Source organism: Saccharothrix hoggarensis (assembly GCF_052936025.1).
Genome location: NZ_CP193624.1, coordinates 5,159,839 through 5,177,744, shown reverse-complemented (window position 1 = coordinate 5,177,744; position 17,906 = coordinate 5,159,839). Strand labels below are relative to the sequence as shown.

General features: G+C 75.3%; 18 protein-coding genes. 7 read left to right on the top strand and 11 right to left on the bottom strand.

Annotation, left to right across the window (positions count from 1 at the left end; genetic code table 11):
* The first annotated feature begins 7 nt into the window (after positions 1–7).
* Entirely contained in the window at positions 8–493 is a 486-nt protein-coding gene (locus ACRAKH_RS23190; RefSeq protein WP_380730705.1) for a carboxymuconolactone decarboxylase family protein, read from the top strand.
* 94 nt (positions 494–587) lie between these two features.
* Here ACRAKH_RS23190 and eccB read toward each other — a convergent pair whose 3' ends face one another.
* Together eccB and eccD are read right to left on the bottom strand one after the other, a co-directional pair.
* Positions 588–1,988 carry a type VII secretion protein EccB gene (eccB, locus tag ACRAKH_RS23185; RefSeq protein WP_447009283.1) on the bottom strand — a complete coding sequence of 467 codons (1,401 nt, stop codon included), beginning with the start codon at positions 1,986–1,988 and terminating at the stop codon, positions 588–590.
* A 1-nt stretch (position 1,989) separates the two neighbouring features.
* The gene (gene eccD / locus ACRAKH_RS23180; RefSeq protein WP_447009282.1) at positions 1,990–3,273 is read right to left on the bottom strand and encodes a type VII secretion integral membrane protein EccD; all 1,284 of its coding nucleotides are present in this window, start codon (positions 3,271–3,273) and stop codon (positions 1,990–1,992) included.
* 111 nt (positions 3,274–3,384) lie between these two features.
* Here eccD and ACRAKH_RS23175 point away from each other — a divergent pair, with 111 nt between their 5' ends.
* Entirely contained in the window at positions 3,385–5,184 is a 1,800-nt protein-coding gene (locus tag ACRAKH_RS23175) for a serine/threonine protein kinase (RefSeq protein WP_380726854.1), read from the top strand.
* A gap of 49 nt (positions 5,185–5,233) precedes the next feature.
* Here the strand turns inward: ACRAKH_RS23175 and ACRAKH_RS23170 are convergent, their stop codons facing one another.
* The 6 genes from ACRAKH_RS23170 to ACRAKH_RS23145 all read right to left on the bottom strand — a co-directional run bounded on the left by ACRAKH_RS23170 (position 5,234) and on the right by ACRAKH_RS23145 (position 11,928).
* Complete coding sequence (locus tag ACRAKH_RS23170) at positions 5,234–5,623, bottom strand: VOC family protein (protein WP_380726852.1); 390 nt, start codon at positions 5,621–5,623, stop codon at positions 5,234–5,236.
* A complete protein-coding gene (locus ACRAKH_RS23165; RefSeq protein WP_380726850.1) occupies positions 5,620–5,916 on the bottom strand; it encodes an ArsR/SmtB family transcription factor in 297 nt (98 codons plus the stop codon). Before ACRAKH_RS23165 ends, ACRAKH_RS23170 begins: the two co-directional genes overlap by 4 nt.
* Positions 5,917–5,979: 63 nt before the next feature.
* Positions 5,980–8,070 (bottom strand): transglutaminaseTgpA domain-containing protein, encoded by a 2,091-nt coding sequence (locus tag ACRAKH_RS23160; RefSeq protein WP_380726848.1) that lies wholly within the window; start codon positions 8,068–8,070, stop codon positions 5,980–5,982.
* Between the two features lie 34 nt (positions 8,071–8,104).
* Positions 8,105–9,151, bottom strand: a complete 1,047-nt coding sequence (locus ACRAKH_RS23155) for a DUF58 domain-containing protein (protein ID WP_380726846.1) — start codon at positions 9,149–9,151, stop codon at positions 8,105–8,107.
* 3 nt (positions 9,152–9,154) lie between these two features.
* Positions 9,155–10,105: an AAA family ATPase gene (locus ACRAKH_RS23150; protein ID WP_380726844.1), complete on the bottom strand. Its 951-nt coding sequence runs from the start codon at positions 10,103–10,105 to the stop codon at positions 9,155–9,157.
* Positions 10,102–11,928, bottom strand: a complete 1,827-nt coding sequence (locus tag ACRAKH_RS23145; protein ID WP_447009281.1) for a fibronectin type III domain-containing protein — start codon at positions 11,926–11,928, stop codon at positions 10,102–10,104. The genes ACRAKH_RS23150 and ACRAKH_RS23145 overlap by 4 nt, the downstream gene beginning before the upstream one ends.
* A gap of 64 nt (positions 11,929–11,992) precedes the next feature.
* On the opposite strand from ACRAKH_RS23145, the gene ACRAKH_RS23140 reads away from it, so the two are divergent.
* Positions 11,993–12,427, top strand: coding sequence for a hypothetical protein (locus tag ACRAKH_RS23140; RefSeq protein ID WP_380726840.1), 435 nt, complete (start codon positions 11,993–11,995; stop codon positions 12,425–12,427).
* On the opposite strand, the gene ACRAKH_RS23135 is transcribed toward ACRAKH_RS23140, so the two are convergent.
* Both ACRAKH_RS23135 and ACRAKH_RS23130 read right to left on the bottom strand, forming a co-directional pair.
* Positions 12,414–13,688, bottom strand: a complete 1,275-nt coding sequence (locus ACRAKH_RS23135; protein WP_380726838.1) for a sensor histidine kinase — start codon at positions 13,686–13,688, stop codon at positions 12,414–12,416. The genes ACRAKH_RS23140 and ACRAKH_RS23135 overlap by 14 nt on opposite strands.
* Positions 13,685–14,347 carry a response regulator transcription factor gene (locus ACRAKH_RS23130; protein ID WP_380726836.1) on the bottom strand — a complete coding sequence of 221 codons (663 nt, stop codon included), beginning with the start codon at positions 14,345–14,347 and terminating at the stop codon, positions 13,685–13,687. Before ACRAKH_RS23130 ends, ACRAKH_RS23135 begins: the two co-directional genes overlap by 4 nt.
* Before the next feature lie 40 nt (positions 14,348–14,387).
* On the opposite strand from ACRAKH_RS23130, the gene ACRAKH_RS23125 reads away from it, so the two are divergent.
* From ACRAKH_RS23125 to ACRAKH_RS23110, 4 genes are read left to right on the top strand one after another with little or no spacing between them, the layout of a single operon-like run.
* Entirely contained in the window at positions 14,388–15,068 is a 681-nt protein-coding gene (locus ACRAKH_RS23125; RefSeq protein WP_380726834.1) for an AfsR/SARP family transcriptional regulator, read from the top strand.
* Positions 15,068–16,003: a type VII secretion protein EccE gene (locus ACRAKH_RS23120; protein WP_447009980.1), complete on the top strand. Its 936-nt coding sequence runs from the start codon at positions 15,068–15,070 to the stop codon at positions 16,001–16,003. Before ACRAKH_RS23125 ends, ACRAKH_RS23120 begins: the two co-directional genes overlap by 1 nt.
* Positions 16,000–16,602 carry a helix-turn-helix transcriptional regulator gene (locus ACRAKH_RS23115; RefSeq protein ID WP_380726832.1) on the top strand — a complete coding sequence of 201 codons (603 nt, stop codon included), beginning with the start codon at positions 16,000–16,002 and terminating at the stop codon, positions 16,600–16,602. Before ACRAKH_RS23120 ends, ACRAKH_RS23115 begins: the two co-directional genes overlap by 4 nt.
* Positions 16,603–16,648: 46 nt before the next feature.
* Positions 16,649–17,305 carry a response regulator transcription factor gene (locus ACRAKH_RS23110; protein ID WP_380726830.1) on the top strand — a complete coding sequence of 219 codons (657 nt, stop codon included), beginning with the start codon at positions 16,649–16,651 and terminating at the stop codon, positions 17,303–17,305.
* 17 nt (positions 17,306–17,322) lie between these two features.
* Here the strand turns inward: ACRAKH_RS23110 and ACRAKH_RS23105 are convergent, their stop codons facing one another.
* Positions 17,323–17,865, bottom strand: coding sequence for a hypothetical protein (locus ACRAKH_RS23105; RefSeq protein WP_447009280.1), 543 nt, complete (start codon positions 17,863–17,865; stop codon positions 17,323–17,325).
* Positions 17,866–17,906 lie beyond the last annotated feature (41 nt).

Genomic DNA, 17,906 nt, shown 5'->3' with positions numbered 1-17,906 from the left:
CGACGTCATGGGACCGCGGTTCAACCTGTTCGACAGCCCGACCGCCGTGAAGATCGCCAAGCGCATCCACGGCGCCGGGCAGATCCTCGAAGCGTCAACGCTGCCCAGGACCACGCAGGAGCTGATGAACCTGCGCGCCAGCCAGATCAACGGCTGCGGCGCGTGCGTCGACATGCACACCAAGGAAGCCGCCGCGGCCGGCGAGACCGCGGTCCGGCTCCACCTCGTCGCCACCTGGCGCGAGGCGACCGTGTTCACCGACGCCGAGCGGGCCGCGCTGGCGCTCGCCGAGGAGGGCACGCGGCTTGCCGACGCGCACCAGGGCGTGTCGGACGAGACGTGGGCCGAGGTGCGCAAGCACTACGACGACGACGAGATCGGCGCGCTGATCTCGGTCGTCGCGGTGATCAACCTGGCCAACCGGCTGAACGTGATCGTGCGCAACCCCGGCGGCGCGTACGAGCCCGGCATGCTGGCCAACGCCCTGGGCTGACGCGTGCCGGGCTGACGCGCCGTGGGCTGACGCGTGCCGGGCCGACGCGCCGTGGGCTGACGCGTGCCGGGCTGACGCGTGCCAGAGCTGACCGTCAGGCGCGCTGGAGGGCGGCGGCCGGGTCCAGGGGCGAACCGTGGGGGACGCGGGACACCAGGGACACCGGCAGCCGCAACGGCGTGACGCCGGCGTAGCCGAGGACGTCGAGCACGTCCCGGTTCGCCAGCGCGTGCGCCCGGCCCTGGTCCGTCACCAGGACGACGGTGCCCGCGGGCGCGTCCGGGCCGGGCATCACCTCCACCACCGCGGCCCGACCGGGCGGCACGACGACCCGGTCGGCCAGCGGTGTCCCGGTCCGGGTGCGCTGCGGGGTGCTCGTCATCGGGTCGGGTTCGGGCAACTCCGGGTCCAGGACCAGCGCGGGCGCGGAACCCTCGCCGTCGAACGCGGCGCACAGCACGGAACCGTCGGGGGCGAACTCGGGACGCGCCGCGGGCGGCTGCCCCGGCCCGGACGGCACGGGCGGCCCCTGGCGGGCCTGGCTCGCCGCCACCAGCCCCAGCGGCACGCCCACCGGCTGACCGCCGTCGTACGCCTGCGCCGTGGGCGGGAACGTGCGCTGGATGTCGTACTGCAGCTCGGAGATCGGGCGCAGCGCCGCCGCCTCGGCCAGGTAGTGCTGCACGCCGCCGGAGGTCTCCACCACCAGCACCTGGCCGATCCGCACGCCGGGCGCGACCGCGGACGGCTTGCCGATGTCCGGCAGCGCGACGGGCGCGATCGGCTCGCCCGCCGGCAGCACGTCCACCAGCGCCGCGCCGACCCGCGCCCGCGGCTCCGAGCGCAACGCGAGCCCGACGGCCACCGTGTCGGCCTGGCCGATCCGGTGCCGGAACCCGCGCCACAGGAGGTACTGGTCGCCGGTCTCCGGCACGTCCACCAGCAGCGCCCGGTCCTCGACGGGCCGACCTCCCGCCGGCACGCCGCCGACCACGAGCACCGAGTCGTCCACCGTGGCGCCGGTGACGTCCGGGCGCGGCTGCGAGCACATCGTCCAGCCCGCCGACAGCAGCCGCGACGGGGCCGGCAGCGAGTCCGGCGCGTCCGCGATCCCGATCCGCGGCCCGCGCGGCACGTCGGCCAGCGACGCCCGCGACACCGTGCGGGTCTCCGCGTTCTTCCCCAGCGCCAGCAACGCCGACACGTAGTTCGCCACCGGGTGCAGCCGACCGTCGAGGTAGACGTGCCGCGCGCCGGTTTCCTTCTCCACCACCACGAACTCGCCGCGCCACGCCGTGTTGCCGCCCGGCGACACCATCCCGTACACGCCGAAGCCCGCGAGCACGATCACCGCCACCGCGACGCTCCCGAACGCCGCCGCCACCGCCCGGCGGAACGGCGGCTGCTCCGGGTCGGTCACGCCGGTGACGAGCGCCGACACCACCCGTTGGAGCAGGAACTGCTGTGCCTGCAACTGATCCCGGTTGGACGCCACGTCAGCCTCCCAGCCCGCGCAGGTGCGCGTACAGGCCGAGCACCGCGCACACCACCGGCACGACCGCGACGACCACCAAGACCTCCAGCACCTCCGCGTACCGCGACAGCCGGGCGCTCCGCGTGCCGCGCGCCAGACCCATCGCGACCACCACCGCGCCGAGCCCGATCACCGCGGGCCCGATCGGCAGGGCCGCGAGCGACGCCACACCGGCGGCCAGCAACGGCCCCCGCTGCCGCACCGCCGGGTGCAGCCGGGCCCGCAGGCACAGCCCGACGCCGAGCACGCCGAGCAGCACCGTCGGCCACAGGCCGCCGCGCGTCAACGGCACCGCGCACGCCGCCACCGCGACCGCGCAGCCCGAGAGCATCCCCGTCAGCAGCCGGTCGGCCCGCACCACCGCCTCGCGCACCGCCGCCCGCGCCGGACGGGGAGGGTCGCTCAGCAGGTCCGCCGCCGTGCGCGGCAACGTCGGCAGCGGCACGCGGCCCAGCCGGATCGCCAGCGGCGCGCACAGCGGCGAGAAGACCAGTACCCCGCCCGCCACGACCGCCGCCGCCTCCACGCCGTCCAGCGCGTCGAGGGACGCCAGCCACGCGCCCGCCGTGCCGAGCAGCGCGGCCGTGGTCGCGCCGGTGAACCACACCGCGTGGTCCGCCACCCCGAGGAACGCCACCACCGCCGCCACCAGCACCGCCGAGCACGCCGACAGCACGTGCGGCGCGCCCAGGCCGTGGTCCGTGCCGAGCAGCAGCACCGCGCCGAGGCCCGCGAACGGCAACGCCGGCACGGCCACCGCCGCACCCGCCCCCGTGTCGCCGAAGGCCCGCGCCAGCACCACACCGGCCAGCAGCAGCACCGCCGCCACACCCCACGACCACCACGGCGATCCCAGGCGCGCCAACGGCACCAGGCCGAGCAGCACCAGCGCGTCGCCCGCCACCAGCCCCGCCAGCCGGGTGTGCCGCGGGCCCCACGTGCGGCCCAGGCCGGACGCGATCACGTCCACCAGGTCGTCGTACTCGAGCTCGGGCCACTCGGTCGTGCGGTGCGCGAGGTGCAGCACCTCGCCGTCGCGGACCCGGTGCGCGGCCAGCGTGCGGCCCGGTTCCAGCGCCGTGCCGTCCGGCCGGCGCAGCAGCCAGCCGTCGTCGCCCGGCGGCTCGCCCGCGTGCCGGATCAGCCCCGGCAGCACCTCCGCCACCGACGAGTGCTCGGGCAGCGCCAGGTCGACGCGCCGGTGCGGTGCGGCGATGGTCACCCGCACCAGCCCTGTGGTGTTCATGCGCGTCACCCTGGGCCGGCGGCGGCGCCCGTGGAGCGGTCGCGGCAGCTACCGGACACAGGACCGGGCGGGTGGACGCGTTGCGGCACCGTGGGCACAATGAGGACCGCGATGGCCAACACTCACGGCAACCACCTCGTCCCGCTGGGCAGCGGTCCGACGACGTCGGTGTACGCGGGCCGCGGCGCCGCTTTCAAGGTGTTCCCGGCGGCGTTGGACCGTCGGACCAGGGCCGCGCTGGAACGCGAGATCGCCGCGTGGCGGCGGGTGCCGTTCACCCGGCTGGTGCACGGGGTGGAGGAGCTGGCCGACGGCGTGACGGCCGTGTGCTGCGAGCTGTGCGGCCACTCCCTGGCCGACCGGGTGCGCCGCGACGGCCCGCTGCCGATCGCCGAGGTGCTGGACCTGGGGCTGGTGCTGGCGGAGGCCTTGGCGGCGGCCCACGCGCTCGGTCTCGTCCACGGCGGCGTGACCGCGTCCAACGTGCTGATCCGGGCCACCGGCGAGACCGTGCTGGCCGACGGCGGGCTGGTGGCGCGGACCGCGTTCCCGGCGGACCCGCCGGTCGACTTCGCCGCGCCGGAGACGATCCGCGAGGCAGTACGCGACGCCCGCACCGACCTGTACGGGCTGGGCGCGGTGCTGTTCCTGGCCCTGACCGGCCACGTCCCGCACCCGGCGCGGATGGGGGAGTTGGCGGAGCAGCACCTGCTGCGCGTGCTGCACGCCCCCGTGCCCGACGTGGACCGCCCGGACGTGCCGCCGGGTCTGGCGGACCTGGTCCGCGCCTTGCTGTCACCCGACCCCGACGCCCGGCCCACCGACGCGGCGGCCCAGCTGTCACGTGTGGCCGGCTCGGGGTTCGACGACTTCGCCGACGCCACCCCGCCTTCCGCTTTCGCGCCCTTGGGCGCCTATCCGGCGGTGTCCGGCCCGGTGGTGTCCGGTCCTGTGGTCCCTGGCCCGACTGTGTCCGGCCCGGCGGGGTCCGGCGTGACGCTGCCCGGCGCACCCGGATCGCCTTTCGCCGGCCCACCCGCAGGTTCGCCCGGCACGCCTGATCCGCCTTCCGCCGGCCCGCCGGCGGGTTCGCCCGGTGGGCACGCCGAGTCGCCCGGTTCGCCTTCCGCCGGCCTGCCCGCAGGTTCGCCCGGTGCACTTGCCGGTGCGCCTGGTTCGCCCGCCGAGAGCTCACCCGCCGGTTCGACCGGTGTGACGCCTGGTGGGTCGTCCGTCGGGTGGTCCGGGGCGGCGGAACCCGGTCTGCCCACCGGTGGCTCGTCCGGCGGTGGCTCGTCCGGCGGTTCGCCCGGTGTGGTGCTGCCCGGTTCGCCTGCCGGCGGTTCGGGGTCGGAACCGGGTCGGCCTGGCGGCGTGCCTTTGCCGTCGATGACCGGTGGGCCGGTCTCGGGCGCGTCACCTCCCGACTACTTCGCCGTCCCGCCCGCACCGCCGGTGCGGTTGCCGCTGGCCGAGGTCAAGCCGGGCGACAAGAAGGACCGCAGCGGGAAGCTCGGCGTGGCAGCGGGGATCGTGGGCGCGCTGGCGCTGTTCGCCGCCGCGCCGTTCCTGCTGCTGAGCGAGGACCCGCCCGCCCCACCACCCACGCCGCCGACGGTGAGCGCGCCCCAGGCCGACGCCGTGCAGATCGAGATCGTGGACGCGGTCGACAAGGTGGACCACGTCGTGCTCACCTGGCGCAGTTCGGTCGACCTCGACTACCTGGTGATCGTGGCGCCCGAGGGGCAGCCCAACAGCCGCACGGTCGAGCTGCGCGACCTCACCATGGAGATCCCGGTCGAACCCGGCCGACGCTACTGCTTCGAGGTGCACGGCACCGACGGCTACCGCTCGTACGCCAGCGCGCCCAAGGGAATCCGCGAGGCCACCTGCGTCAAACCGCCCGCGTGAAGCCGCCCGCGTGAAGCCGCCCGCGTGAGTACGACCGCCTGAAGGGCGCCTACTTCATCGCGGCGATCTGGATCAGGTTGCCGCAGGTGTCGTCGAAGACGGCGACGACGACGGGGCCGTAGTCGGTCGCCTCCTGGGTGAACTCGACCCCCAGCGCCTTGAGCCGCTCGACCTCGGCGTGCACGTCGTCGACGGCGAACTGGGTGAACGGGATGCCGTCACCGACCAGGGCCTCCTTGAACGTGACCGCCGCCGGGTGGCCGGCCGGCTCCAGCAGCAGCTCCACGCCGTCCGGGTCGGCGGGGGACACGACGGTGAGCCAGCGGGCGCCGCCGGCGGGCTCGTCGGTCTTCTTGATGAACCCCAGCTTCTCGGTGTAGAACGCCAGCGCCTTGGCCTGGTCGTCCACGTAGACGCTGGTGAGGTTGATGCGGATCACGGGTTCGGTGCCTCTCGGTCGATGGGCCACCGCTCGACGATCGACCGCAGCGGGCTGGTGTCGAGGTGGTGGAACTTGTACCGGCCTTGCCGCCTGGTGCGCACCAGGCCGGCTTGTTCGAGCACCGCGAGGTGCTGCGAGATGGCCTGGCGCGTGGACGCCAAGCCGTGCTTCATGGCCAACCGACCGCAGATCTCGAACAACGTCTGACCGTCCCGGTCGGTCAGCTCGTCCAAGATGGCGCGTCGCGTCGCGTCACCGATCGCCTTGAACAGGTCGGGGTCAGCGTCCACCTCCACAGTTATAGGCAAGTCCCCACTTGCCTGTCAAGCCGGGGCACGACCGCCGCGCCGCTCTCAGTAGCGGAACAGCGCCCGGAGCCGTGCCTTGACCGGCCTGCGCGCCAGCCCCGAACGGACCGCGTCCACGGCCGCCCACGCCTGCGCGCGCGCGTCCACCCCGGCACCCGACCACATCGTGGCGTCCACCGCCACCGCAAGCCCGCCCAGGGCGTCCACAGTGGACCTGTCGACCACGGGACGCGCGGCGGCGGCGACGTCTCGCACGGTCATCGCCGCCGTCACCGCCACACCGTGCCGGCGCAACCGGTCGCGCACCTCGGCCCACGCGTCGGCGACCGTGCCGGACCGGCGACGCCGGCGCGACCGCACGGCCACCACCACGGGCGCCGCCAGGAACCACCCGATCGTGAGCAGGGCGAGCGCCACGAGCAACGCCGGCCACGGGAACGGCCCGGTGCCGGGCGGCGGTCCGGGCGCGGTCGGCGGCAGCTCGGGATCGGGCAGGTCCTCCACCGGGGGCAGGTTCTCCCGCTCCCGCTCGGTCACGTCGCCCAGCCCCGTCCCGTCGGACGACCCGCGCGTCCACCCCGTCGGGTCCAGCGCCACCCAGCCGACGCCCTCGACCGCCACCTCCGGCCACGCGAGCGCGTCCCGGTTGCGCACCACCGTGCCGCTCTCGGGCGCGGCGAACCCGACCACGAGCCGGGCCGGGATGCCGCGCAACCGGGCCAGCGCCACGTACGCGGCGGCGAACTGCTCGCTGGTGCCCCGCTTGTCGGTGAGCAGGAACCGCTCCAGCTGCGGCCAGCCGTGGCCGACCGGCATCGCGCCGTCGGTCACGAGCTCGTAGTTGTCCCGCAGGTACTTCTCCAGCACCATCGCGGTCTGGAACGACGACCGCATGTCCCGCACCGCGTCCTTGGCCAGCGCGTGGACCGCGGGCGGCGCCTCGCCGACGGACCCCATGCCGCCCGGCGCCCGCGGGTCCATCGCCCTGGCCCGCAACCCGGCCTCGTCGACGGTCGGCTCCCACCACCTCAGCGTGTACGCGGTCGCCGGTCGCTGGGTGAACAGCGTTCCCCGCTCCGGGTCGACGAGCGCGTCGACGCCGTCGACCGCGGCGGGCCACGTCTGGCTGGGCAGCCACGGGCCGTCCAGGCCGCGCAACGTGATCCGCGCCGAGCGCTCGGCCGGCACCGGCCCGGTGGACGGCAACCCGGTCGGCGGCAGGCCGGCGCCCATCCGCCTCAGCTCTCCGCCCGGGTGCCAGGTCACGCCGTCGAACCGGTCGAGCACCGCGATCGGCCACCGGTCCACCCGATCGGACGACGTGTACTCGAACACCGGGGTGTCCGGCTGCGCCAGCCGGGACGCCAGCTCGCCGAGCGGGCTCGCCACGCGGGGCACGTCGAGCGGCGCGTACTCGTTGGTGCGCAAGGACAACGGCGTGCCCGACGGCACGGTGCCCAGGACCACGGCGCCGACGACGCCGAGCGCGACGGCCACCCACGGGACGCCCCGGGCGACGAGCACCGCACCGCACGCGGCGAACGCGAGCGCCGCGACGACCGAGACGACGCCGGTCGCCGCCGCGTAGGCCTGGCTCAGCCCCGCCACGGCCAGCGCGGGCACCACCGCCACGAGCCGCGCGCGCAGCCGCAGCAGCAGTTCCGCCCCGAACACGGCGGCCGCCAGCACCAGCAGCGGCACGAAGGCGAGCAGCTCCGGATCGGGGCGGGCGGGCCACGTCGACTGGAGCACCAGCCGCCACGACTCGGTCGCGCCGGTCACCAGCGTGCCGAGCGGATCGGCCGGGCGCAGCGCCACCAACAGCCCCGCCAACCCCGCGACGACCACCGCCACGGCACGCCACGCGTCACGCTCGCGGGCGCGCAGCCACACCGCCACTCCCAGCGCCGGCAACGCCGTCGCGACCACCGGCAGCAGCAGGGAGAACCCGAACACGGGGACGAAGAGCAGGCCCGCGACCACCGCCGCCACGACCACGGCGACGACCGGTGCCGGGTGCGCGGGCGAACCACCGGCGGGACCCGCCGACCCGGCAAGAGCCGACCCGGCGGCAGCAGGCCCGGTGGCACCAGGGCCCGCGGGCACAGCGTGCTTCGGCGGCGCGGCGGTGATCATCGTTCGGCACCCTCTCCGGTGATCGCGATCCGGGTCACCCGACGGCCTCGTTCCACCGCCGCACGGCGCGTTCCGCGTCCGGCGCCCAGATCACCTTCGCCCCGACGACCTCGCCGGGGCCGCCGAGCGAGAACACCAGGTCCGGCCGCAGCGGCGCGATCGAGTCGAGCGGACCCGCCGTCACCACCGCGAGCCCGCCCGGCGGACGGGTCGGCAACGTGGCCTCCGGCCGCACCCGCACCACGCAGAGCTCGTCCAGCAACCGTCGCGCGCCGAGCACGCCGCCCCGCGCCGTCACGTCCACGCCGCACGGCGTGATCAGCCTGCCGTGCCGCCCGGAGACCACGGCGGCGTGCAGCAGCGACGCGGCGATCTCCACGGCCTCCTCGAACGCCCTGGCGTGCCGCGTGTCCAGCACCAGCGTGAACCGCGGCTGGTCGGGGTCGGCGTAGTCGCGCACCATCAGCCGGCCCGTTCGCGCGGTCGCCTTCCAGTGCACCAGGCGCACCTCGTCGCCGGGCACGTACTCGCGCACCTCCCGCAGGTCCAGCGAACCGCGCGGCGACCGGTCGGTGGTCGGACCGTCGTGGTGGTGCCGGCGGTAGCCCGCCTTGAACGGCCGTGCCGGGTGCAACCGGGGGTGCACCCACAACGTCACCGTGTCGCCCGTGTCCACGAGGTTGCGCACCAGGCCGAGCGGGTCGGCGCGCTCGATCGCCAGCGGTCCCACGGTGTGCTTGCCCCGGTCCGTCGTCGGAAGTTCGTAGCGGTGCACCGCGTCGGTCCGCACGACGACGCGGCGCACGTGCGCGCCGCACCGGTCCCGCGCGGTGAAGCCGCCGCCCGCGTTGCGGACCGCCAGCCGGGCCAGCGCGGGCCTGCCCCGCTCGACCCGGTCCGGGAAGACGTCCCGCCGCACGTCGACGGGCGGCCGGCGGGCGGCCACCGGGAACGCCGCGACGACCGCGCCCACCATCAACCCGGCCAACGCCTGGAACAGCGGGAAGCCGGCCAGGAACCCGCCCGCGCCGCACACCGCGGCCACGACGAGCACGGCGACGCCGCGTCCGGTCAACCGCACCGGTCAGCCCGCCGTGAGCGGTGCCGCGACGGAGCCGAGCACCTCCGCGACGACCTCGGCCGGCTGCTTCTGGTTCAGCTCCGCGTCGGGCGTCAGCACGATCCGGTGCGCCAGGACCGGCTCGGCCACGGCCTTGATGTCGTCGGGCGTGACGAACAGCCGCCCGTCGGTCGCCGCCAACGCCTGCGCGGCGCGCACCAGGGCGATGCTGCCGCGCGGGCTCGCGCCCCACCGGACGGCCGAGTGCTCGCGGGTCGCCGCCGCGATCCGGACCGCGTACTCGCAGATCGCGGGCGCGATGTGCGAGCCGCGGACCTCGGTGATCGCGTCCCGCAGGTCGGCCACGCCGATCACCGGCTCCAAGCCGTCCGGGCTGACCCGCGCGGCGTCGCTCATGACCACCAGCACCTCCGCGGCCAGGTCGGGGTAGCCGACCGACAGCCGCATCAGGAACCGGTCGAGCTGGGCCTCGGGCAGCCGGTAGGTGCCCTCCATCTCGATCGGGTTCTGCGTGGCCACGACCAGGAACGGGTGCGGCACGTCGTGCGCCGTCGAGTCGACCGTGACCCGCCGCTCCGACATCACCTCCAGCAGCGCCGACTGCGTCTTCGGCGTGCCGCGGTTGATCTCGTCGGCGAGCACCACGTTGGCGAACACGCCGCCGGGGTGGAACTCGAACCGCTCGGTCTTCTGGTGGTACACGGTCACGCCGGTGACGTCGCCGGGCAGCAGGTCCGGGGTGAACTGGATGCGGCTCCACGTGCCGCCGATGCTGCGCGCGAGGCACCGGGCCAGGGTGGTCTTGCCCAGGCCCGGCACGTCCTCGACGAGCAGGTGCCCCTCGGCCAGCATCGCCGCCACGGCGTACCGCACCACCTCGGGCTTGCCGCGCACCACGCGTTGCACGTTGTCGGCGATCGCCCGGTACGCCAGGGTCGACTTCGGGGCTGTCAACGGTCCTCCCAGTACAGGCGGTTCGAGACGACGCCGCCCGCGATGACCCAGACCTCCTGGCCCACACCGCCGAAGTGGAACCGCTCGGTGGTGACGTTCCCCGAGGCGTCGCTGCGGGAGGTGTGGGAGTTGAAGGCGGGCCACCTGGTCGAGTGCGGCACGATCTCGTACTCCGTGTTCGGCGCGAAACCGCGCATCTCGATCACGATCAGCGAGCAGTCCGGCGCCCGGCAGTCGTCGTTCAGGGTTTCCGTCCGGCCGCGCGAGATCGTGATCGTCGGCGGCTGGCTCGGCGTGGCGCTCGCCGTGGCGCCCGGACCCGCGCCGGCCGAGTTCTCCGCGACCACGGTGAACGTGTACGTCGTGCCGTTGGCCAGTCCCGTCGCGGTGAAGCCGGTCTGGCCGCCCGCCACGGTCGTGCCGCCGCCGTTCCACGAGATCCGGTAGGCGGTGACCGGCGCGCCGTTCGCGGCGGCCGCGCCCCAGGCGAGGGCGACCTGGCCGCTGCCGGGGGTCGCGGTGAGGCCGGCGGGTGCGCCGGGCGGGCTCGCCGGGACGACGACCGGCGGCACGGGCGCCTGCGTCCGCGGCTTCGGCTGGGGTTGCGGCTGAGGTTGTGGTTGTGGTTGCGGCAGCGGGTTCTCGGTCGGCTGCGGGACGACCGGAGGCGCCTGCGTCGGGGTGGTGGTCGTGGTCTCGGACGGCGGCGGTTCCGGCGTCCGGGAGCCGCCGATCCGGGTGCCGTCGACCGGGACCCGCGTCACCGTGCCCTCCGGCGCGACGACGAGCACGTTGCGGCCTTCGCCGCCCTCGACGTAGACGCGCTTGTCCTCGCCCTTCGTGAGGCGCGGCTCGCCGGCCTCGACGGGCACCGGCGTCGACTCCCGCTTGGTGCCGGAGCTGTCGTAGGTGAGCAGCGTGCCGCCGCGCTGGTCGAGGATCGCCACGGTGGAGCCGGTGGACTCGGGGCCGGTGTACTCGCCCGGCGCGAGCCGCACCACGACGTCCCGCGCGGCGGGCCGCTCGCCGACCACGTCCGCCGTGTCGACCAGGTAGAGCGTGCCCGCCGGGTCGAGCAGCGGCACGCGACCGGTGACGTCGGCCGCGCCGACCTTCGTGGTGTCCGGGAGCTTCGTGGAGAGTTCCTTCAGCCGGCCGAGGCCGCCCGGGGTGACCAGCTGCATGGTGTCGGCCGTCGTGTCGACGAAGACCGGCTGGTCGCCGACGACCGTCAACCCGCCCGAGTGGCCCGCCGGCACCGCGGCCGGGCACGACGGCGTGGTGGTGCCCTTGGGCAGCTGGCACAGGTTCCCGGTCTCGGTGGCGTGCAGCCACAGCGTGCCGTCGCCGGTGACGACGGGGTTGCCGAGCTTCTGGTTGATCGGGACGTGCGCGCGGTCCTCGCCGAGCCGGACGACCTGGCCCGCCTCGCGGTAGACGAGGTACGCGCCGCCCGCGACCTCCAGCACCACCGGCGTCTCCCGGTCGGTCGGCGCGGCGGTCGTCCCCTCGACCCGCAGCGTCGACTTGCCGAACTCGGTGTACTTGCCGCGGCCCACGACGTAGCCGCTGGTGTCGCTCTGCACCACCAGGCTGCCCCGGTCGGCCCCCGGCATCGCGACCTCGGCGTTGACCTGGTTGGTCTCGCCGTCGATGTGGAACACCTTGCCCAGGTGGGAGTTCAGCACCCAGTGCCCGGACTGCAGCAGTTCCAGCTTCGGCGTGCCGGCCGCGCCTCCCACGGCGAGACCGACGACGGCGACGCACCCGGCGGTGAGCAGGGCCACCGGCACGCGGCCCCGCCATCTCGCGGTGATTCCCATGTCTGAGACCCCCTAGTCTGCAATCACGTAGCGTATGGCACCCGATACAGAAACGGTCCACGTCTTGACTCGTCCGCGGTTCCTGCTGCTGCTCGGCGCGCCGATGGTGGTCGCGGTGCTCGTCCTCACGCTCGCCCTGAGCGGCGAGCGCGACGTGCCACTCGCCGGGCTGCCCACGTCACCGACGCTCGTCGCGTCCCTGCGACTGGAGCCGGCGTTGCCCAAGGCGGGGCAGGAAGTTGTGGTGCACATCACACTCGCCGCCGACCGGCCGGTGACGCCGAGCGGGTTGACCGTGGAGGCCGTGCACCTCGGCACGGGCGACTCGCACCACTTCCCCGAGCTGCGCGACCACGAGGTCGGCACGACCGAGCAGGAGATCAGCCTCCAGCGCGTCTTCGACGTGCCCGGCGAGTACAACTACTACCTCGCGTACCGCATGGACGACCGCTCGCCGTGGACCGGCCTGCGCCCGTGGGAGACGTTCACGGTCCGCTGACCGGCAGGCTCAGCTCGAAGATCGCGCCGCCCTCGTCGGCGTTGAACACCCGCAGCGTGCCGCCGTGCGCGAGGGCCACCCACCGCACGATCGACAGGCCCAGCCCCGACGACGCGCCGGAGCCGGTGAACCGGTCGAACGCCCGCTCGGCCGCCTCCGGGTCGATGCCCGGACCGTTGTCCGCCACGGTGACCCGGCCGTCGGCGACGGTGATGTGCACGATCGCCTCGCCGTCCGCGCGCCGACCGTGCCGCAGGGCGTTGGCCAGCAGGTTGCCGACGGCGCGGTGCAGGAGGCTCGGGTCGGCGCGCACGATCGTGGGCGCGGCCGTGACGGTGACCCGCGTGTCCGGCGCGGGCGTGTCCTCGACGACGCCGGCCACGAGCTGGTCCAGCCACACGGGTTGGATCGCCAGCTGCTCGACGCCCGCCGCCAGCCGGGCCCGCACCAGCAGCCCGTCGATGATGCCGCCCATCCGGGCCGCGAGGCCCACCGTGCGCGGCAGCAGCTCCGCCTGCTGGTCGGGGTGCTGCATCGCGGTCTCGGCGAGCATCCGCAGCGCCGCCACCGGTGTCCGCAGGTCGTGCGCGGTCTCGGCGAGCAGCACCTCCTGCTGTTCCAACGCCGCCGCCGCCGGCCGGATCGCGCGTCCCGCCAGCACGTGCCCGGCGAGGCCGAGCGCGACCACCAGGACCAGGCAGCCGCCCACCACCCGCCACACCGTCGCCTGGTGCTCGGCGCGCGTCGGGCCGAGGTCGTGCACCGCGACGATCGCGCCGATCACCTCGCCCTCCGGCGTGCGCAGCGGCTCGGCCCGCACCCGCAGGTCGCCGACCGGACCCGTCACCGTGCCCTCGGCGACGGCCTTCGCGGCCAACCCGCTGAGCACGGTCAGGTCCGCGTCGACGCACGACTTCTCGCTCAGGTGGCCGCGGAACTCGCGGTCCGCGCCGCCGGGCAGGACCGCGAACCGCGGGCATTCCCGGTTCACCGGGTCCAGCACCAGGTCGGCGGTGACCAGCGAGTCCTCGTACCGGATCAACCGGCTCACCACCGCCGTGACCCGGTGCAGCTCGGCGTCCAGCTCGTCGATGCCCTGGTCGCGGTCCTCCCGCAGCACCAGCACGGCGAGCACCAGCAGCCCGGCCGTGTTCATCGCCGTGAACAGGACGGTGAGCAGCAGCCGCAACGAGCGCAGCCGCGCCGCCGACCCGCTCAGCCGCGCCCGGCCGCCCGGTGTGGTGGACCCGCCGCCGCTCACGACGTGCCCAGGCGGTAGCCGTGGCCGTGCACGGTGTGGATCAGGTCCGGGCCGTGCAGCTTGCGCCGCAACCGCTTCACCACGGCCTCGACCACGTTGGCCACCGGGTCGGACCCGGCGTCCCAGCAGTGCTCGATCAGGTCCGTCCGGGTGACGACCTGCCCGGCGCGCGACGCCAGGTACTCCAGCACCGCGAACTCCCTGGCGGACAACGTGAGCAGCACCCCGCCGCGCCGCACCTCGTGCCGGATCGGGTCCACCTCCAGGTCGCCGTGGCGCAGCACCGCCGGCCGGGCCGCGCCGGTCGGGCGGCACAGCCGGAGCACGCGGGCCACCAGCTCCTCGACGGCGAACGGCTTGACCAGGTAGTCGTCGCCGCCGTGGGCGAAGCCCGCGACCCGGTCGTCCACGGTGTCGCGGGCGGTGAGGAACAGGACGGGTGTCGTCCACCCGAGGCCGCGCCGCCGCTGGACGTCCTCGATGGCGTCGCCGTCGGGCAGCATCCGGTCGTACACGACGCACGCGTAGCCGTGCTCGGCGAACGCCCGGCCGGCGGTGGCGATGTCCGGCGCGGTGTGGACGTCCAGCCCGGCTCCGCGCAGGGCGCCGGCGACCGCCACCCGCAGGTTCTCGTCGTCCTCCACCACCATCACCCGCATGTCATCAAAACCTCATGTGTCGTGACGGATCGTTGCCGGTGTGATCTTCCGAGTCCTCGGCCCGCAAGCCGGCCCCCGCAAGCCCGCCACCCTCCTGGCCGCACTGCTCCTGCACGCTAACGCGTGGGTGAGCCTAGACGAGCTGATCGACGAGATCTGGCAGGAACAGGCCGTCCCCGCGTCGGCGGACCGCAACGTGCGCACGTACGTCTGGCAGCTGCGGCGGGCGTTGCCGCCGGGCCGGATCGACGCCCGGCCGCGCGCCTACCGCCTGCGCGTCGAGCGGGGCGAGCTGGACGCCGACGTGGCCCGGTCGCTGCTGGACCGGTCCGCGCACGCGTCACCCGCCGACGCCGTCACCCACCTGACCTGCGCGCTGGACCTGTGGCGCGGCAGGCCGTTCGAGGAGTTGAGGTCGGAGACGGCCGCGCCTTCCGCGGCCCGGCTGCACGAGCTGCGGTGGGACCTGCGGGAGCGGTTGGCGGACGCGTACACGGCGTTGGGGCGGCACGGCGACGCGATCGGGGTGCTGCGCGCGCTGACCGCCGAGGACCCGATGCGCGAGGACACCTGGGCGCGGCTCGTGCGGGCGCTGCACACGGCCGGACGTCGGGCCAACGCCCTGTCGGAGTACCGGCGCGCGTGCGCCCTGCTGGCCGCCGAGCTGGGCGTGGAGCCCGGTCCGGAACTGGTCCGGGCACGGCGGGAGGTGGCGGCGTGATGGCGGGTGCGGCGTTGGACGGGGCCGCGTTGGGCGGGCCTGCGTCGGGCGGGTCGGGGTCGGGTGGGCTTGCGATCCGGTTCGTCTGCGCGCAGCTGACCGTGCCGGCCGCGCTGGTCGGCGTCGGCGAGCCGTGGCCCGTCGCGGCGGCGCTGTGGACGTCGTCGGCGGTCGTGCTGGTGCTCTCGGTGGGGCGGTGGCGTCGGCGGTGGTTGTCGGAGTGGTGCGGCCGGTACCTGGCGTTCCGGGTGCGGCGACGTCGGCGCGGTGCGCTGCTGGACGTCGTCGCCCCCGGCGCGTGGGTCGACGGCGACCGCGTGCACGGGCCCGGAGGGGTGGTTTCCGTGCTGCGGCCCCGGATCGCGTCACCCAAGGCGCTCGCCGGGCTGACCGGCCCCGACCTGCGGATCGTGGTGCACGCGGGCCGCGGGCAGATCCGCCGCCCCCGCGCCTGGGTGGCGGTGCACGCGCGCCGCACCCCGGAGCTGTGGCACGACGACGAGCTGGTGCGGGTGCTCGGCAACTCGACCCGCCGCGCGCTGCGGGAGCTGCGGCGGCGAGCCGTGGCCGCCGACCCGCTCGCCGCCGACGAGCTGGTCGCCACGATCACCGCCCTCGCGCACGTCACCGGTGACCGCGAGGTCCGCGAGGGCTGGCGCTTCTGGCACAGCGGACCCGTCGCGCAGGCCTGCTTCCGGCTGCCCGGCGCGACGGCCCGCACCGCACTGGACTGGCTGATCACCGCCGCGCCGGGGGTCGCGGTGACCGTGGCGCTGGGCGACGGCGCGGACGCCGTGCTGCGCGTCGCGGGCGCCACCGAGGCGGCGGTGGACGCGGCGGTCGGCGTGATCACCGCGCACGTGCCGCTGGAACGACTGGACGGACTGCACTCCCGGGGCGTCGCCGCCTCGCTGCTCATCGGAGGTGTTCTGTGACGAAACCGCTGTCGGTGGTGAAACCGCCGTCGCTGCTCCCGACCGGGGTCGACGCGCTGCTGGCGCAGGCCCGCGCCGAGGTCGTCGTGATGGCCGCCGGCGGGACGTCCCTGCGCCGGGTCGACCTCGCGAACCTGCGGCGCGGCGTGCGGTACCGCGTGCTGCTGCCGGACGAGCTGCGGTCCGCCGCGCCCGGCCTCGCGCCCGCGCAGGTCCGGACGCTGCCGCACGTGCCGATGGATGCCGTGGTGGTGGACGGTGTCGCGGCCGTGCTGCCCGCCGAACGGGGCGTGGCCGTGTTCCGGCTGCCCAGCGTGGTGCGGGCGGCGGTGGAGCTGTTCGAGCGGCTGTGGCCGGAGGCGGTGGCCGCGTTCGACGTGTCCGACGCGCCGTGCGAGCTGTCGCGCCGGGAGCGGGAGCTCCTGACGCTGCTGTTCGCGGGCAGCACGGACGAGAGCGCCGCGGCGCGGCTGGACGTGTCCGTGCGCACGGTGCGGCGGATGGTCGCGGACATCATGAACCGCCTCGGCGCGCGCAGCCGGTTCCAGGCGGGGGCGAAGGCCGCCGACCGCGGCTGGCTGCTCCAGCGCGCCGGGTGACCCGGAAGTGCGGCACGGGGCCGCGGGGCATGGCTACGGTGGTGCGGTGCGCATCCTGGTGATGGAGGACGACGAGACCCTGCTCCTCACGGTGGCGATCACGCTGCGCGGCGCGGGTTTCGCCGTCGACCCGGTGACCGACCTGGCCGCCGCGGACGAGGCGCTGTCGGTCAACTCCTACGACTGCGCGGTGCTGGACCGCAAGGTTCCCGGCGGTGACGCGCTGGACTACGTCCGGCACCGCCGCCGGGCCGGTCTGCGGGTGCCGGTGCTGTTCCTCACCGCGCTGGGCGGCATCGGCGACCGGGTGGACGGCCTGGAGGTCGGCGACGACTACCTGGTGAAGCCGTTCGCGGCGGAGGAGCTGGTGGTGCGGGTGCGCCGGCTGTGCCACATCCGGGAGGTCGACCGGCCCGCCGTGCTGCGGTACGCGGACGTGGAGCTGGACTCCGCCACGCGCGAGGTGCGCCGGGGCGGGGTGCTGCTCACGTTGACGCGTCGGCAGTACCTGGTGCTGGAGCTGCTGCTGGCCAACGCGGGCCGGGCGGTGAGCCGGGCGGACCTGATCGCGCACGCGTGGGACGACGAGTTCGCGCGGCCGGCGACGAACGTGCTGGACGTGATGGTGGCGCAGCTGCGGCGCAAGCTGCACCAGCCGCCGCTGATCCAGACCGTGCGCGAGGTCGGGTACCGCATCGGCTGACCGGCGCCGGGTCGACGTCATCCGCTGACGAGCCGCAGGACCGCCGTGCCGCCGCCGACCCCGGCGAGCTGGACGGCGAACACGCCGACGCGCGGCTGCGGCGGCTCGCCGGGCTCGGCGGGGCACAGCATGCCGCCGCCGCCGGCGACGAACAGCGTGGTGCAGCTGCCTTTCAGGGTGCCGCTGCCGCCGCCCACGGGCAGGGTGGCGTCGAACTCGACGCCGTCCGGCAGCACCTCCCGCACGGAGAACGTCCCGGACCCGGCGGAACCGCCCCACGTGATGTCGACCGGGCCGGACACCGCCACCTCGCAGATCCCGTCGGCGCAGGCGGCGTAGTCCGCGCCGTCCGCGGCCGTGGGCGTCGCGGTGGTGGTCGTCGTGGCCGAGGTGCTGCTCGGCACGGGGGTGCGCGCCGGGGTGCTCGCGGCCACCGGGGTGCTCGCGGCCACCAGGGTGCTCGCGGGCACGGCCGTGCCGGACACGGTGGCGCAACCCGAGGCGGCGAGCGCGGCGACGAGTGCCGCCACCAGCTTTCCGTCCACAGTGGATGGTGTCATGCCCGTTCCCCGTTCCCTCGCGTCACGGGGCAAAGCTCGCA